Consider the following 15,333-nt stretch of genomic DNA (forward strand, 5'->3'; position numbering starts at 1 on the left):
CGAAGGACGGGAGGATCACGATGACGTCGCACCGGACGGGCCGCGTGCTGATCGTGGGCGCCGGGATCGCCGGCATGGCGGCCACCATCGCCCTGCGGCGCACCGGCGTGTCGGTCGACCTGATCGACGTGGCGCCCGACGGCACCGTGCTCGGCGCCGGACTCACCATCACCGGCCCGACGCTGCGGGCGCTGTGGCAGCTCGGTGTGTACGACGAGGTCGCCGCACAGGGATACGTGGGCGAGGGCATCCGGGTGTGCGGCGTCGACGGCACGTACATCCGGGACATCCCGACGCCGATGCCGCCCGGGGCCGGGGTGCGCGGCTCCGGCGGCATCGCCCGGCCGACGCTGTACGGGATTCTCTCCTCGCACGTACTGGCCTGCGGGGTGCGCCCGCGCTTCGGAAGGTCCGTCGACAAGATCACACAGGACGCCGACGGCGTCGACGTCGTCTTCGACGACGGCACCATGGGCCGCTACGCCATGGTGGTCGGAGCGGACGGGATCAACTCGCGCACCCGCCACCAGGTCTTCCCCGGTGCTCCCGAACCCGCGTACACGGGCCAGAGCGTGTGGCGCGTCTTCGTCCCCCGACCGCCGGGCGTCGACCGTCGGCACTACTTCCTCGGCGGTGAGGTCAAGGTCGGCTGGACACCGGTCTCAGCCACGCAGATGTATCTGTTCGCGGTCGAGCGCACACCGCGCAGGTTCCGGGAACCCCACGAGCTGCCGGGCGGGCTCGCCGGACTGCTCGAGCCGTACGGCGGGCACGTGGCGACGTTCCGGGAGTCGATCCGCGAGGACACCGAGATCGCGTACCGCCCACTGGAGTCGTTCAGCCTGCCCGGGCCGTGGCACCGGGGGAGGGTGATCCTCGTCGGTGACGCGGCCCACCCCACCACGCCGCAACTGGCCTCGGGCGCCGGTATCGCGGTCGAGGACGCGCTGGTGCTCGCCGAGGAACTCGCCCGCCACGGCGAGGTTCCCGAGGCGTTCGCGGCGTTCTCCGCCAGGCACGAGCAGCGGTGCCGGTTCGTGGTCGAGAGCTCCGTCGAAATAGGAAGGCTCGAACAGGAACAGGCACCGCCGCAGGCCCAGACCGCCGTCGTCGAACGTGCGCTGGCCAGGCTCATGGAACCGGTCTGAGACGGCCTGGACCGGCAGGACGGAGGCCATTGGGACAGAACAAGGAGAGGAAGAACGGAACAGGAGTCAGCTCGACAGGGCCGGCAGACCGGGATCGGCACGGGGATAGCTGCCGAGCACATAGGCGGCATGACGCCGGGCGAGGGTGGCGACGACGGGGGCGACCGAGGCGTCGTCCACGTGTCCCTCGCACTCCAGGAGGAAGGAGTAGGTGCCGAGGCCCAGGCCACCGGGCCGGGACAGCACGGCTGTCAGGGGTACGCAGAAACGGGCGAACTCCTCGAGCACGGAGTGCAGATGCTGCATCTTGTCGGCCAGCGGCACGACCAGACTGGTGCGGTCGACACCGGTGGGCAGTGAGCCCGCTACGGGCCGGGTGACCTTCACGAAGCGGGTGACCGCGTCCCGCCGGTCCCCGATGTCGGACGCGACGACGTCGAGGCCGTAACGCCGGAGCGTGTTCGGGGAGGCGATGGCGGCCCGGCCGGGCGCGGCTGCGGAACCGACCTCCTGCGCGGCCTGCGCGGTGGAGGTCGCGGTGACGATGTCGGCCCGTGGCAGATGCTCGTTGAGCCAGGTACGGCACTGAGCGTGCGCGACCGGATGCGTGAGCACCTGCCGGACGGCGGCGAGGGTGCCGGCCGGGGGTACGGCGAGGGCGAACTCCACCCGCAGCAGTGTCTCGCCCACGATGCGCAGGTCCCGTTCGGCGGTGAGTGTGTCGACGGACTCGTTGACGGACCCCTCCACCGAGTTCTCCCACGGGATGACGCAGGCCGCCGCCTCGCCACGGCGCACGGCGTCAAGCGCCTGACGTACCGTCGGATACGGCACCGCCGCATCGGGCGGTACGTCGAGCCCTGTCAGAGCTGCTTCGGTGAACGAGCCGGGCGGGCCCAGATAGGCTATGGACATCAAGGGATACCTCCGGGCTCGACCGGTCAGGCGGCACTCCAGGCCCCGGCGACGGCAACAGCCTGTCGGGGATTGAGCCGCGGGTCGCACAGTGTGGTGTAGCGCTGGCCGACGTCGGCCGACTGGACCTGGCTCCAGACGCATTCGGTCACATCGTCCGGCGTGGTCTCCAGGTGCAGGCCGGACGCGATCCCGCCCGCCCCGGTGACCGCCTGCTGGAAGGCCACGACCTCTTCGATGACGGTCTGCACCGACCGGGTCTTCAGCCCGACGGGCGCCTTGACCGTGTTGCCGTGCATCGGGTCGCACAGCCAGGACACCGGGTGCCCGGCCTCGCGCACCGCCGCGACCAGGGCCGGCAGCCGTGCGGCGACATGGTCGACGCCCATGCGGGCGATCAGCGTCAGGCGGCCCGGCTCCCGGCCCGGATCGAGCCTGGCGCACAGATCCACCAGTTCCACGGCCGACATGGTGGGGCCGACCTTGCAGGCGACGGGGTTGGCGACCTGCGCGAGCAGCCGGACGTGGGAGCCCGCCGGATCGCGGGTGCGCTCGCCGATCCAGGGCAGATGGGTGGAGGACAGATAGCTCTGGCCGCCCGCCGCGCGGCGCAGCAACGGCCGCTCGTAGTCCAGGACCAGTGCCTCGTGACTGGTCCACACCGGTGCCCCGGTCGGCGGCATCCAGGCACCGGTGCGCTGGCGCAGCAGGGTGGTGGCGCGGTCCGCCGCGGCGTAGCAGGTCAGCATCCGGTCGGGGTCGGCGCGGCGCGCCTCGGGCGTGGCCGCGGGACCGTTGACCAGGTGGCCACGGTAGACCGGCAGCTCTCGCCCGCCGACGACCTCGGTGGGGGAGCTGCGTGGCTTGGCGAACTGTCCGGCGATGCGGCCGATCCGGATGACCGGCCGACCGGTGTTGATCTTCATGACGCCGGCCAGCGCGTCGATCAGTCCGATCTTTCGGTTCACCGCCTGCGGCCCGCACTCGGCGGGGTCCTCCGCGCAGTCCCCGGCCTGGATGATCTGGTAGGTGCCGACGGCCGCCTCGGCCATCAGCATGCGGAGCATCTGGATCTCCTCCCAGCCCACCAGGCCGGGCCGTGCGGCGAGCTCGGTCCGCACGGCGGCCGCGCGTGCCGGGTCCGCCCACACGGGCTGCTGTTCCGCGGCGACGAGCAGGTCCGGGTGGACGCCGGTGGCCGCCAGCGGAGGGAGACCGCGGTCATGAACGGGTGACGCGACAGGCATCGCGGACATGATCATGCTCCTTGGGTCAGAGGGGAGTCAGTTCTCGGCGGCGGGGCGGTCAGGTCGGGACGCAGCGCCGCCGCGGCACCGAGATAGACGTGGTGCATGGCGTCGCGGGGCCGCGGGCTGTGCGCGTGCGCCAGAATGCGGACGACGCGCTGCAGGGAACCCGGGACCGCGATCTCGGCGGTGCATAACAGGGGTACATCGGTCAGGCCCAGCTTCCTGGCCGCGGCCGCCGGGAAGGCGGAGCGCAGGTCGTGGGTGGTGGTGAAGACGATGCTGATCAGGTCCGCGTCGCTCAGGTCGTTGCGTCGCAGGATCTCGCCGAGGAGCTCGCTGGTGGCCGCTTCGATGAGTGCGGGGTCGTCGGACGCGACCTGAGTGGCACCGCGCACGGCACGCACGGCGAGGGGGACCGGTTCGATCACCTGGCTGGTCGGGGTCGTCACTGGCTGGCTCCTGTGTCTCCGGAAAAGAGGGGCCGGTACGGCCTGGTGATCAGGCGGCCTGCCGGGTCACCAGGCCGTACAGGGCGGCGATGGTGCGCGCCTGCGGCAGTTCGTCCAGCGGCAGCGCCGTCCGGAACTGCTTCTCCACCTGCGCGACGATCTCGATGAGGTTGAGAGAGTCGGCCTGGTAGTGGTCGAAGAGGTCCGCGGTGTCGTCGATCTCGTCCGGACCGAGCGCGAGGATCTCCGCCACGATCGCGCGGACCCGTGAGAGCGCGTTGTCGGTGTCGTTCATCTGCCGTCCTTGTCTGGGTGCGGTGCCGGTGGGGCGGGGAGCAGGCTCGCGGAAGAGCGCGATACGACGAGGATCGAGCCCACGGTGAGGACCGTCCGGCCGTCGGCCGTGCGCGTCTCACCGGTGAACTCGCCGGCCTGGCCGGAGTGGTGGTTGAGCCGTACGTGGTGTTCCAGGACATCGCCGGGGACGGCCGGCGCCACGTGGACCAGGTCGCGGATGCCGACCATCAGCGGGACCTCGTCCGGCGGGCCGAGCCCGGCGAGCGACCAGAGCAGGGAGACGGCCTGGCCGAACGACTCGAGCAGCAGTACCGACGGATAGGAGAAGCCGTCGATGCCTGCACCGTCGGCCATGTCCCGGTAGCAGTCCTCCCCACCGGTGATCGCCTTGGTGGCGACGAGCGAGCCGGGCGGCGTGAACTCCCGCACCGTGTCGAGCAGGAGCATGGGCGGGCGCTGGCGGAGCCGGCTGCGCACCTGGCTGTGGTCGAGCACCTGGCTGTGGTCAGGCACCGGCCACCACCGGTGCGAGCGTGACGGTCAGGTCCGCCGCCATCTGGCCGTCGCCGCGCGTGCCCCGGGCCCGGACGGTGATCTGGTTGTCCGTCGGGTGGGTCACCAGCAGGGAGAGTTCCAGTTCGTCGCCCGGAAGCAACGGGCGGGCGAAGCGGGCGCGGTCGATACGGCACAGCCGCAGCTCGGCGCCGAGAGCGGAACCGGCTGCCTGGCGCACCGAGTCGATCAGGAGCACTCCCGGCATGATCGGGAAGCCCGGATAGTGGCCGGTCATCTGTGTGGCGGCCCGCTCCACGGGCACCCGCACCGTGACCCGGGTGCCCTCGGGACTCTGCTCGGTCAGCGGCGGGCTGTGCAGCGCGTCGAACACCTTCGCTGTCCGGGTCGGGGCAGGCACGGTGTTCCTCAGCCCAGGCCCGGCTCGGACAGCAGGCGCTGCGCGAGCTCTTCCACGTACTCGGTGATCGTCACGTCGTGGTCGAGGTAGGGGACCACCTCGCGCGTCTTCTCGTACAGCCGCCGGGTCGCCGGCGACAGGCCCTCGATGCCCCGGATGTCGACGGCCTGGGCGGCGCAGAGCAGCTCGAAGGCGACCACGTGGGCGACGTTCTCCAGGACCTCGGCCGCACGCCGGGCGGCGACGAAGCCGAAGGACACGATGTCCTGGAAGTCCCCGGTCGAGGTGAGCGACTGGATGGACATGGGCATGCACTTCGCCCTGGTCTCCGCGGTCAGCGAGGCCGTCATGAACTGACCGCCCATCAGCCCCAGGCGCAGGCCCGGGTCCTCCTTGCACAGGAACGCCGGAAGGCCCTCGCTGTTGGTCTTGTCGAGGAAGCGGTCGACGCGGCGGTTGGACAGGTTCATCAGTGTGGTCATGGCGATCGCCAGGTGGTCCATCGCCATGGCCACGTACTGCCCGTGGAAGTGCCCGTTGTGGAACACCTCGGCCTCGTCGGGGTCGACCAGCGGGTTGTCGTTGGACGAGTTGAGCTCGTCCTCGACGACCTGCTCGATCGAGGCGAGGCTGTCCACGACCGGCCCGAGGATCTGTGGCGTGCACCGGATCGAGTAGGCGTCCTCGATGGACTGCGAACCCGCCTTCGCGGTGTCGCCCATCTCGCTTGACAGGAGGTGCTCGGTGTCGAGCTCGTCGACCGCCAGGGTCGAGTCGGCCAGCGTCTCGTACAGGAACGTGGCGACGGCCTGCTGTCCCTTGTGCGGCTTGAGCGCGTGGACCCGCGGGTCGAACGGCTTGGTCTTGCCGGCGAGGCCCTCCACGGACAGCGCCGAGACCAGCAGATACGTCTCCAGCAGCCGTCGGGCCCGGGTGATGTTGAGGCTGCCCAGACCCACCATGCCGGAGGTGCCGTTGATCAGGGCCAAGCCCTCCTTGAAGCTGAGCTCCATCGGCTCGAGGCCGACCCGCTTCAGCGCCTCGGCGCCGGGGAGCACCTCACCGTTCAGCCGCGCCTTCCACTGGCCTATGCAGACCAGGGCGATCGCGGCCAGTGGCCCGAGGTCGCCGCTGGTGCCGAGCGAGCCCTTCTCCGGAACGCACGGGACGACACCCGAGTTGCGGACCGCGATCAGCTTGTCCAGGTTCGTCAGGGAGATGGCCGAGTTGCCGCGGGACAGCGACACGATGCGGGACGTCATGATCGCGCGGACCGTGGTGTCGTCGAGGTGGGCGCCCACATTGGTCGCCACGGCGTTGAGCAGGTTCTCCTGGAGCTGCCGGGCCATCGTGACCGGCACCAGATAGTTGACGAACCCGCCCATGCTGGTGTTGACGCCGTAGATGACCCGCTCTTCGGCGACGAACTTCTCCAGCATCCGGCGCGAGGCGTGGACGCGTTCGCGGACCGTGTCGTCGATGGCCACGGGGGTGGCCGAGACCGCGCTGGACGCGACGTCGGCCAGTGGCACCCGCTTGCCGATGGACAGGGTGTAAGTCACGTGTGGCTCCTAAGCGTTCGTAGCGTGTCGTAAGTCCGATGTCCTCCGGGGGGAGGCCAGCTTCTCTGTGAGCAGGGCGCGGTCGACCTTGCCGTTCACGGTCAGGGGCAGCTCCGCCAAGGTGTGGATCGAGCGCGGCACCATGTAGGCGGGCAGTTGCTGCGCGCAGAACGCGAGCGCCGCGCGGGTGTCGATATCGCCCGGGCCGTCGAGGACGACGGCCGCCGTCAGCACGTGGTCGCCCGATCGCGGCACCAGGGTGACCGCGGCCGCCGTCACCCTGGGCAGGCGGGTCAGGGTGCCCTCGATCTCACCCAGCTCCACCCGGTTCCCGTGGATCTGCACCTGGTGGTCGGACCGGCCCACGAAGGAGAGATCGCCCTGGGCGCCCAAGCGGGCCAGGTCGCCCGTCTTGAACACCTTCTGCCCGTGCCGCGGATCGGCCGGGTCGGGCACCAGGACCGCGGCCGTGGCCTCGGGGTCGTTCCAGTAGCCGGTGAACAGCGCCGGGCTGCGCAGGTAGATCTCGCCGGTCTGCCCAGGCTCCGTGACGATCCCGCCGCGGCCGTCCACAAGGGTCATCTCGGCGCCGGCGTGGGCGTAGCCGATCGACAGCCGCTCCAGGCCGGCCGGCAGCGGATCGGGTACGTCGGTGAAGGAGGCGGCCATCGACTCCGTCGCCCCGTAGCCGTTGACGACGCGGACGCCGGGGAGCATCTCCTGCAGCCGGCGCAGTTCGGGGATCGGGAACTCCTCGCCCGCGAAGACGACCGAGCGCAGGGGCTCCAGCTCCTTGAGCAGGTCGGGGTCGTGACGCAGGACCGGCCGCCACAGCGACGGGACGCCGTGCACCTGGGTGACCTCGGCGTCGCGCAGGAAGCCGATCATGCGCCGAGGCGAGGAGAGGTCCTCCCGCCGCACCGGGACGAGGGTGGCACCGCTGCTGAGGGCCACACCGATTCCGAACAGCGCGAAGTCGAACTGGAGCGGCGATGTGCCGGCCACCCGGTCGCCGGGCCCGGCCAGCTCGTCCGTCCGCATCGCGCGCAGAAACGTCACGATCGACCGGTGGCTCATCACCACGCCCTTGGGGCGTCCGGTCGAGCCGGAGGTGAAGACGATGTACGCGGTGTCGGTGGCGAGCACGTTCCGGCGCCGGCGCACCCGGCGGGCCGGCGCCCGCTCCACCACCAGCCCGTCCGGGCTGAAGTGGGCGCTGCCCTCCACGTCCACCCGCTCCCTGGGCGCGAGACCGTCGGCGCGGGCGTGGAGAGCGGGTTCTACCGCGCTCACAATGGTCTGCAGCCGGGTGTCCGGGGTCTGCGGGCTCACCGTCACGAACGGCAGGCCCAGCATCGAGCAGGCGAGCAGCATGGCGACCGATGCCGCCGAGGTGTCCGCCTCGACGATCACCCGGTCACCGACGTCGAGGCCGAGGCCGTCCAGAACGGCCGCGTACTCCTGGATCAGAAGATCGAGGCGGCGGTAGGAGGTCTCGTGGAGGACTCCCTTGTCGTCCGCCTCCACCACCGCGGGCCTGTCCGGAGCGACGGCCACGGGCTCCATGAGCAACCCGTAGAGGTTGTCCACCGAAGGACGCGGGCGTTCCATAACGTCTCCCTGGTCGGTTGAGTGAGGGCGGTGACGGAGCCGCCGTGTCGCGTATGGGCCTCGGGAGCAACCGTGGGGCACCGCGATGGGTGCGGGACTGGAGGGCGACTTGAGCAGCGGTGTACGGGCAGGTCGGCGCCCTGCGACGAACCCCGCGCCCCGCGCCGGCGGGCACCGTCCGGCACCGGCTGCGCACGCTCCAGTGGGGTGCGAGGGGCAGACGAGGGCCGCGCCCTAGCGTCGCTCTCCATACCGAACCAGCCGAAGTCTGAAGGAGCCCGTATGTCCTCCGAGGAGCACGAGTTCAAGCTGCCTGGCGCGGATCTTCCGCAGCCCGACGCCGAGCTGCGCAAGCGGCGCGAGGCCGTTGTCGCGGAGCACACCATCGCCGAGTCCGCCTGGGACATCGACGGCGTGCTCGCCACGTTCCCGCGCGGCGGCGTCTACCGGGTCATGGCGTATGAGGAGAGCCCGTTCATCGGTGAGGAGGCCATCAAGAAGGGCTACTTCGCGGAGCTGCAGAAGGCCTTCCCGAACCCCGAGCACGACCTGTTCATCGTCCACCACACGCCGACCGCGGTGATCCTCGAGGCGCAGATGCGCGCCAAGCAGGAGGCGGACTGGCGCGGCATACCCAACCGCGGCAAGACCGTCGAGGCCCCTGTCGCCGTCTTCTTCCACTTCGACGGCGACGTCCTGATCGACGAGACGCTGTACTTCGACTTGGACACCTTCGCCCGCCAGCTCGCCTGAGCCGGCCCGGGTCCCGTTCATCGCCGACCGACAAGGACCATCACTCATGAGCGTGTCCAGGACGGACCGGAAGGCACCGTCGGAGACCCACTCGGCCGGGGTGCGCCCGCTCCTGCTCGAGTCCGCGGGCCTGACCCTGTCGGGCCTGCTGGCCGAGCCGGCCGACGGGCCGCCGCGCGCCACCGTCGTCGCCGTGCACGGCGGCGGTATGCGGGCCGGGTACTTCGACGGGCAGGCCGACGCCGACCTGTCCCTGCTCACGCTCGGCGCCCGGCTCGGATTCACGGTGCTGGCCCTGGACCGGCCCGGCTACGGCCGGTCCGCGGCCCGGATACCCGACGGCATGACCCTCGACGAACAGGCCGCCGTGCTGTCCGGGGCGCTGGAGACGTTCGCCGACGGCCATCCCGTCGGGCGCGGCTTCCTGCTGCTTGCCCATTCCTACGGCGGCAAACTCGCCCTGACGACCGCCGCGCGGACGTCGGGCCTGCTCGCCGTGGACGTCTCGGGAACAGGTCACCGCTACGGCGTCGAGGCGGCCGACCGGCGGCGCCTGCGACGTCATCTGGAGTGGGAGCACAACTGGGGCCCGCTGGGTCTCTATCCGCCGGGTACGTTCCGCGCGGCCGAGGCCCTGGTCGCACCCATCCCGGTCCGGGAGTCCGCCGAGGTGGCCCAGTGGCCGCAGAAGTTCGAGGAACTGGCACCGCAGATCGCTGTTCCACTGCGGCTGACCTTCGCCGAGTACGAGACCTGGTGGCGCAACGAGGAGCCGGACATCGCCGAGATGACCTCCAGGCTGACCAACGCCCCCGTCCTGAGGGTCGAGCGCCAGCCCGGCGCGGGCCACAACATCAGCCTCGGCCTGGCCGCCCGCTCCTACCACCTGCGCGCACTCGCCTTCTTCGAGGAGTGCCTGCAGTCCGCCGGGGACGACTCGGCCGCCGCACGTCCCAGGAGCGCGCAAGGCGCGGTCGCCGCCTAGTGTTCACTCCGTGGCCCCATGAATTCCTCATGCTTTCCATGTGACTCGTTCGCTACGGAACCGCCGCACGGGGGTTCATGCTGTGGGATGCGCGTGTATCCCGGGCGAGGGGGCGGCCTGTCGGGCGGCTCCAGCGGCCCGAGGAGGTTTGTTGTCCATGATTCCACCTCCGAAAGACTCCCCCTTGCACCTGCACCATTTGTGGTCCCTGCACGAGGACACGGCGGTCGGGTGGGACGAGGAAGGCCAGGCACTGGTGCTCAGCGGTCCGCGGGGCATCGAGCGGATCGAGGCGCCCACGACGATCGTGGCCGAGGCGCTGTACCGCATGGAAATGGGTCCCGTCCGGCTCGCGAACGTGGTGCGGCCGAACGAGGAGGCGAGCACCGGCCACAGCAGCTACCAGGTGTTGCTGCGGGTGCTCCGCGAGATCTCCCACCTGGTGATCAGAACGCTGTCCATGGAGGACCTCAGGGGACCGGTGCTGTCGGTGGTGCCCGTGAGCCGCACCGCCCGCTTCGTCCCGGTCTCGGTACCGCCGCAGCACCGGGTGCGGCTGCGCCCCGATGTGACGATCACGGCGCAGACGAATTCCTTCCTGCTGGAGTGCCGCGGCCTGGAGCACCATGTGCAGATCCACCGCCCCGAGGCCATGTGGGTGGTGTCCCTGCTGGCCTGGGCGACGACGCCGCAGGCGATGGTCGAGGTGGCTCCGCTGCCCGCCGAACTGACCCTGGCGATCCTCGGTCACCTGGCCGGGGCCGGCATGACAGTGGTCGCCGGCTGACCGGTCACATGAGCCAGCCCGACTCGCGGGCGATGCGGATGGCGTCGACCCGGTTACGCGCGTTGAGCTTGGTCACGACCGTGGTGAGGTAGTTGCGCACGGTGCCCACGGACAGGTGGAGCTGCGCGGCCATCTCCTGGGGTTCCGACCCCTGCGAGGCCATGCGCAGCACCTCGGTCTCACGGATGGTCAGCGGGCTCTCGCTGCCGCCCCAGGCGGCCAGGGCCAGTTGCGGGTCGATCACCCGCTGGCCGGCGACGACCCGGCGCACGGCCTGGGCGAGATCGCTGGGCGGCGCGTCCTTGAGGAGAAAACCCGAGACGTGCGCGGCCATCGCCCGGCGCAGCGTGCCGGGGCGGCCGAGGCTGGTGAGGATCAGGGTCCGGCACTCGGGGAGGCGCTCATGCAGGAGTTCGGCCGCGCTGAGTCCGTCCAGGCCGGGCAGATCGATGTCGATGATCGCCACGTCGGGCCGGTGCTCGCGCGCCCCGCCCAGAATCTGATCGCCGCGCTCGACCTCGAGGACCACTTTCAGGTCGTCCTCCAGTTCGAGCAGCGCCACCAGCGCGCCGCGGACCATGTGCATGTCTTCGGCCAGGAGAATCCGAATCATCGTCGCGCGTCCACCGTTCCCCCACTTACGGAATTTCTTCTGGACCAGATCCTGCGCGGCGCCTGCCGTCGGAGCTTCGTCGACGGGGGTCCTGGTACCGAGGCCGCTCACGCTACATGGTCGGTCCGGCCCTTCGGCTGCAGTTCTTCGGCGATCCTGCGGGCTGTCGGAACGTGCTCCCGAAGGGGTGCCTCGGCCGTGAGCTCGAAGCGGTCCACGTCGAAATCGTCGGTGAGGCGCCTTGTGAACAGCCGGCCGCCGATGTCCTCCAGCCGGCGTTCGAGGTTGCCCAGGCCGCTGCCGCTGTGGGGCGAGCGGGGATGGGAGCCGACCACCAAGCCGTCGTTGGCGATCGTGAGCCGGACGACGCCGTCCTCGACCTGGGCGGAGATCCAGCACTGCGAGGCCTTGGAGTGCCGCAGCAGATTGGTGACACTCTCGCGCAGCACCGTGGCCAGCGCGGTGGACGTCATCAGCCCCAGGCCCTCGATGGTGTCATGGGCGTCGACGGTGACCGAGACGTCGGCGGCGGCCAGCACCGACTCGGCGGAGGAGAGTTCCGAGACAAGGGACATCTCGCGGTACCCGCTCGCGACCCGGCGCACATCGGCAAGCGCCTGGCGGGAGATGACGAGGACGTCGTCGACCTCTTCGCAGGCTCGGTACGGATTGGTCGGGATGAGGCGCCGAACCAGTTCGTTCTTGAGAGAGATGGCGGAGAGGCTGTATCCGAGCAGATCGTGCAGATCACGGGAGAAACGTAACTGCTCCTGACTGACGGCCAGCCGGGCCAGTTCGGCGCGGGCCTTGGTCAGCTGGTCGACCAGGCCGGACAGGCGGCTCAGCCCGTACACGACGAGACCCGTGAGCGCGGTCGTCTGGACCAGGTACACGACGTCGATGGCACCCCGGCCGGCCAGGACGGCGGGGACGACCATGCTGAGCGACGTCGCTCCGTACAGCGTCCAGCCCGCTCTGGTCGGCAGGACCAGCAGGAGGGAGCCGGCGAAGAAGCCGGCCATGGCGCCCCAGTACACCCCGAACCAGATCAACGGCAGGAACGAGAAGAGCCCCTGAGCGGTCAGGGTCATCACTTTGGTGCGCGTCCGGGCTTTGGAGAAGCCGGGTGCCGAGTGCGCGAGCTGCAGCAGGAACACCACCGCCAGGCAGAAGACGGCACGGGCCAGATCGTACGCGCCGAGCGACTGGGAAAGCAGGTTGAGGAAGGTGATGCCCAGATAGCAGATCAGTGCGGCCAGCAGAATGCCCCGGGCTGTCTTGGTGACCACGTATCCGTCGTCCTGCGGTCGGCTGGCACGAGCTGGAGGTCTGTTCGGCCGGATGCGGTACATCTTTCGTCTTCCAGCTCCCCTCGCGTGTCGATTACGTTTCGACCAACTGGGCTCCATTCTATGTAGGTTGGATGAAGTTCGGTGGTCATCTCCGCATTGGTCGTTGCCGCGGAATCCGGCTCACGGGCGGTACCGACCAGGCTCGGGGCCGCCGCACGCGGCCCCTGTCAGACGAACAGTGGGATCGGGTTGAGCTCCTCGTAGGGGGTGGGCCGGGGGAGGTCGCCGAGTGCGACAGGCGCGTCGAACAGCCGGCCCGGCGCGTACCGGGCCCAGAAGTGGCGCAGCCCGGGCACGATCACCTTGACCACGGGTAGGGCGACGTCCGGGCGGGTCTGGTCGAGGACGAGCAGCTCCAGGCCCTTGGCGGCGGTGAGTTCGGCGATGGCCTCGACATCGTCGAGCAGATCGTCGCGCATCACGTAGTTCCAGTGGCCGGGGGTGCGTGGCCGGGTGGCCGGGGCCGGTGCCAGATAGGGCTGGTTGGCCACCGTCGCCTGCCGCCACCAGCGGACCGGGAGCGGATCTGTGATGCCGTAGCCGCCGCCCGGGCGGTCGGTGCTCACGGCCGGAAGTAGCTGCCCCGCCTCGGTCAGCGCGCGGCGTAGTGCGACGGCCGGGTCGAAGTGCGCGCCGAAGCCGAAGATGATGTCCTCGGTGGGCCCCTCCGTACGTCGGGACACCGCCACCATCGCGGGAATGCCGAGGTCCGAGGTGAGGTCGAGGGCCCACAGATCGCGGCCCATCTTCCGGTATCCGTCGCGCAGCCGCCCGATGTACGGCTCGTGGAACGCGTCCAGGTCGATCGCGGGCCGGCGGGTGCGGTTGTACCACCACAGGGCGACGGCGTCCCGTTCCACCAGTTCCAGGAAGCCCTGCAACAGGGCGTCCTCCGGGCTGCTGCCCGCCGCGTTGCCGTTGGAGTCGGCGTACGGACCCGGCGCATCGGGGGCGGCGGAGAAGTAGAGCATCGAGGTGGGCAGCAGCCGTTGGCGCCGCTCGGTCAGGGACCACACCGGTGTCCACTCCACCGGCCTGTTCTCGTCGAAGGGCTCGGGCACGTAGTGGAAGGGCGAGCCCGAGCGGTTCCAGCGGTCCCGTTCGCGGAACTGCTGGTCCGCGTACAACTGGCAGACGTTGGGGGGGATGGCCTGCTCGCCGAGGGCGCGCAAGGTGTCCACCACGACCGGTTCGTCGCCGTGCCGGGTGCCGCAGTAGCGCTCCACCGCCTCGCACAGGGCGCTGGTGCGGGCCTCCGCGTCGGTCAGGCCCTTGCCGCCGCTCTGCGAGCGCAGCCCGGCGGGACCGCGGTCGCGCATCGCCAGGTTGTGCCCCGACACATAGGTGGTGGCGAACTTGGGTGCCCCGGGGGAGGGCTCGAGCACGGGCACGATGCCGGTGACCGGGCTCACCAGATGCGCGTGCCGTTTGAGCAGCTGGTCGGGGCTGAGGGCTCGGTGGTCGCCGTTGCCGGCCTTGGCCCGCGACACAGGGACGAACGGCGCGAGCACCCGGCGGCGCGTCAGACCGGGATCGCCGCAGGAGGAGCACTGGGGAATCCGGGACACGGTGTGGACCCGGGTGCTCAGGGTGAGGGTGTCGACCGTGCGGATGGCGCCCTGGTCGGCGTAGCGCAGTCCGGCCAGCCACTTGGCCGCCTCCAGGACCGCGCTCTGCGCGGCCATGACGCGCCCCGCCGAAAGGGAGGCGAAGGGCCGCGCGAGCGGGCCGTCCAGGCCCAGGGCCCGCTGGAGCGGCTCCTCGTAGCCGCGGTGCTGTTCGACGCGGTGGGCCAGACACGACCAGCAGGCCCCCTCGCCCGGCCGGAAGAACGGGCCGATCCACGGCTCGTAACCGCACAGCCGGGTGAGCAGCCACGGCTTGCCCGTCGCCCGGTGCTCGGCGTCGACCCGCTCCAGCTCGGGGGAGAGGTAGTCGTCGCACAGCACCAGCGTGAGCTCCGCGTCCGCGTCCGCGGCGGTGAGCCCGAGACCGGACTCCCGGCTGGCCGCGAGCACCGGTGCGGCGTCCACGCCGTTGAGCGGCAGGACCCGCAGCCGGGAGCCGGCCAGTCCCGCCGCGGTGCGGGTGCCGTCCAGACCGGCCAGGTCCCAGTACGCCTCGGCGACCGGGTCGGTGCCCGTCGCCGCCAGGGCGGGATCGCAGAAGCGGAGCAGCCCGGCCCCGCTGAGCCGGGCCAGCCCGTCCTCGACCTCCTCGGTGGTGAGGACGGACGAGGCGGCCCGCAGGATCTCGCTGAGCGACCGGGTGCCGTCGAGCAGCGGCACCAGCACGTCGGCGAGTACCCCGTGCAGGGTGGTCACGCCCCGGCGGGAGACCAGGTAGGTCGCCTCGCCGGGGACGGTCGCCGGACGCAGATGGTGCCTGAATCCGACAAGGGCCGAGCCGTCCGGCAGGACGGCCGGTCCGGGGCCTTGCGGGAGGGGCGACTCCAAGGTCATATCCAGGTCTCCGCGACCGCTTCACCATCAAGGGTCACGGAGGCCGTGGTGGAGGGGGAGTGCGCGGGGATCGGGATGGCGCAGAGGCTGAACAGCGCGGTGGTCCCGAGGGAGTGGTCGAGGCGTTCGACCACGAGGAGCGGACGGGCGGGAGCTGCCTCGGTGACGCGCGCCGAGAGGGTGGCAGTGGCACTGGCGTGGCTCATCGCAGGTGTTCCTCACTGAAGGTGGGCTGG

16 protein-coding genes are annotated in these 15,333 nt (G+C 70.7%); 4 read left to right on the plus strand and 12 right to left on the minus strand.

Annotated features, from left to right (window positions below; translation table 11 throughout):
- The first annotated feature begins 20 nt into the window (after positions 1-20).
- Entirely contained in the window at positions 21-1,148 is a 1,128-nt protein-coding gene (locus tag OG322_RS41000; protein WP_123471734.1) for an FAD-dependent monooxygenase, read from the plus strand.
- A 66-nt stretch (positions 1,149-1,214) separates the two neighbouring features.
- Here OG322_RS41000 and pheA read toward each other — a convergent pair whose 3' ends face one another.
- The 8 genes from pheA to OG322_RS41040 are packed head-to-tail and all read right to left on the minus strand — an operon-like array spanning position 1,215 to position 8,145.
- On the minus strand, positions 1,215-2,063 hold the full coding sequence (pheA, locus tag OG322_RS41005; protein ID WP_164494605.1) for a prephenate dehydratase: 849 nt from the start codon (positions 2,061-2,063) through the stop codon (positions 1,215-1,217).
- 26 nt (positions 2,064-2,089) lie between these two features.
- Positions 2,090-3,310 (minus strand): 3-deoxy-7-phosphoheptulonate synthase, encoded by a 1,221-nt coding sequence (locus OG322_RS41010; protein ID WP_123471736.1) that lies wholly within the window; start codon positions 3,308-3,310, stop codon positions 2,090-2,092.
- 11 nt (positions 3,311-3,321) lie between these two features.
- A complete protein-coding gene (gene aroH / locus OG322_RS41015) occupies positions 3,322-3,762 on the minus strand; it encodes a chorismate mutase (RefSeq protein ID WP_241200539.1) in 441 nt (146 codons plus the stop codon).
- 49 nt (positions 3,763-3,811) lie between these two features.
- Positions 3,812-4,057: an acyl carrier protein gene (locus tag OG322_RS41020; protein ID WP_123471635.1), complete on the minus strand. Its 246-nt coding sequence runs from the start codon at positions 4,055-4,057 to the stop codon at positions 3,812-3,814.
- Positions 4,054-4,572, minus strand: a complete 519-nt coding sequence (locus OG322_RS41025; protein ID WP_123471636.1) for a 3-hydroxyacyl-ACP dehydratase FabZ family protein — start codon at positions 4,570-4,572, stop codon at positions 4,054-4,056. The genes OG322_RS41020 and OG322_RS41025 overlap by 4 nt, the downstream gene beginning before the upstream one ends.
- Entirely contained in the window at positions 4,565-4,972 is a 408-nt protein-coding gene (locus OG322_RS41030) for a 3-hydroxyacyl-ACP dehydratase FabZ family protein (protein ID WP_124286613.1), read from the minus strand. The genes OG322_RS41025 and OG322_RS41030 overlap by 8 nt, the downstream gene beginning before the upstream one ends.
- 8 nt (positions 4,973-4,980) lie before the next feature.
- Positions 4,981-6,534: a phenylalanine aminomutase (D-beta-phenylalanine forming) gene (locus OG322_RS41035; protein WP_266413545.1), complete on the minus strand. Its 1,554-nt coding sequence runs from the start codon at positions 6,532-6,534 to the stop codon at positions 4,981-4,983.
- 9 nt (positions 6,535-6,543) lie between these two features.
- Positions 6,544-8,145 carry an AMP-binding protein gene (locus OG322_RS41040; protein WP_123471642.1) on the minus strand — a complete coding sequence of 534 codons (1,602 nt, stop codon included), beginning with the start codon at positions 8,143-8,145 and terminating at the stop codon, positions 6,544-6,546.
- A 282-nt stretch (positions 8,146-8,427) separates the two neighbouring features.
- On the opposite strand from OG322_RS41040, the gene OG322_RS41045 reads away from it, so the two are divergent.
- From OG322_RS41045 to OG322_RS41055, 3 genes are all read left to right on the plus strand, one after another.
- Entirely contained in the window at positions 8,428-8,898 is a 471-nt protein-coding gene (locus tag OG322_RS41045; RefSeq protein WP_123471644.1) for a nuclear transport factor 2 family protein, read from the plus strand.
- 46 nt (positions 8,899-8,944) lie between these two features.
- Entirely contained in the window at positions 8,945-9,883 is a 939-nt protein-coding gene (locus tag OG322_RS41050) for an alpha/beta hydrolase family protein (RefSeq protein ID WP_123471646.1), read from the plus strand.
- Positions 9,884-10,040: 157 nt separating this feature from the next.
- Positions 10,041-10,670 carry an NADH oxidase gene (locus OG322_RS41055; protein WP_148085591.1) on the plus strand — a complete coding sequence of 210 codons (630 nt, stop codon included), beginning with the start codon at positions 10,041-10,043 and terminating at the stop codon, positions 10,668-10,670.
- A 4-nt stretch (positions 10,671-10,674) separates the two neighbouring features.
- On the opposite strand, the gene OG322_RS41060 is transcribed toward OG322_RS41055, so the two are convergent.
- From OG322_RS41060 to OG322_RS41075, 4 genes are all read right to left on the minus strand, one after another.
- Positions 10,675-11,283, minus strand: a complete 609-nt coding sequence (locus OG322_RS41060) for a response regulator transcription factor (RefSeq protein ID WP_123471739.1) — start codon at positions 11,281-11,283, stop codon at positions 10,675-10,677.
- Between the two features lie 107 nt (positions 11,284-11,390).
- A complete protein-coding gene (locus OG322_RS41065) occupies positions 11,391-12,572 on the minus strand; it encodes a sensor histidine kinase (protein WP_164494606.1) in 1,182 nt (393 codons plus the stop codon).
- Positions 12,573-12,802: 230 nt separating this feature from the next.
- On the minus strand, positions 12,803-15,097 hold the full coding sequence (locus OG322_RS41070; RefSeq protein WP_124286615.1) for a TOMM precursor leader peptide-binding protein: 2,295 nt from the start codon (positions 15,095-15,097) through the stop codon (positions 12,803-12,805).
- Positions 15,094-15,303 (minus strand): hypothetical protein, encoded by a 210-nt coding sequence (locus OG322_RS41075; protein ID WP_123471654.1) that lies wholly within the window; start codon positions 15,301-15,303, stop codon positions 15,094-15,096. Before OG322_RS41075 ends, OG322_RS41070 begins: the two co-directional genes overlap by 4 nt.
- Positions 15,304-15,333 lie beyond the last annotated feature (30 nt).

The organism is Streptomyces sp. NBC_01260 (assembly GCF_036226405.1).
Lineage (GTDB): Bacteria > Actinomycetota > Actinomycetes > Streptomycetales > Streptomycetaceae > Streptomyces > Streptomyces laculatispora.

Coding starts and splice junctions, on each gene's coding strand:
- OG322_RS41000 (WP_123471734.1), top strand. CDS start 21: ATGACGTCGCACCGGACGGGCCGCGTGCTGATCGTGGGCGCCGGGATC.
- pheA (WP_164494605.1), bottom strand. CDS start 2,063: ATGTCCATAGCCTATCTGGGCCCGCCCGGCTCGTTCACCGAAGCAGCT.
- OG322_RS41010 (WP_123471736.1), bottom strand. CDS start 3,310: ATGCCTGTCGCGTCACCCGTTCATGACCGCGGTCTCCCTCCGCTGGCG.
- OG322_RS41020 (WP_123471635.1), bottom strand. CDS start 4,057: ATGAACGACACCGACAACGCGCTCTCACGGGTCCGCGCGATCGTGGCG.
- OG322_RS41040 (WP_123471642.1), bottom strand. CDS start 8,145: ATGGAACGCCCGCGTCCTTCGGTGGACAACCTCTACGGGTTGCTCATG.
- OG322_RS41045 (WP_123471644.1), top strand. CDS start 8,428: ATGTCCTCCGAGGAGCACGAGTTCAAGCTGCCTGGCGCGGATCTTCCG.
- OG322_RS41050 (WP_123471646.1), top strand. CDS start 8,945: ATGAGCGTGTCCAGGACGGACCGGAAGGCACCGTCGGAGACCCACTCG.
- OG322_RS41055 (WP_148085591.1), top strand. CDS start 10,041: ATGATTCCACCTCCGAAAGACTCCCCCTTGCACCTGCACCATTTGTGG.
- OG322_RS41060 (WP_123471739.1), bottom strand. CDS start 11,283: ATGATTCGGATTCTCCTGGCCGAAGACATGCACATGGTCCGCGGCGCG.
- OG322_RS41070 (WP_124286615.1), bottom strand. CDS start 15,097: ATGACCTTGGAGTCGCCCCTCCCGCAAGGCCCCGGACCGGCCGTCCTG.
- OG322_RS41075 (WP_123471654.1), bottom strand. CDS start 15,303: ATGAGCCACGCCAGTGCCACTGCCACCCTCTCGGCGCGCGTCACCGAG.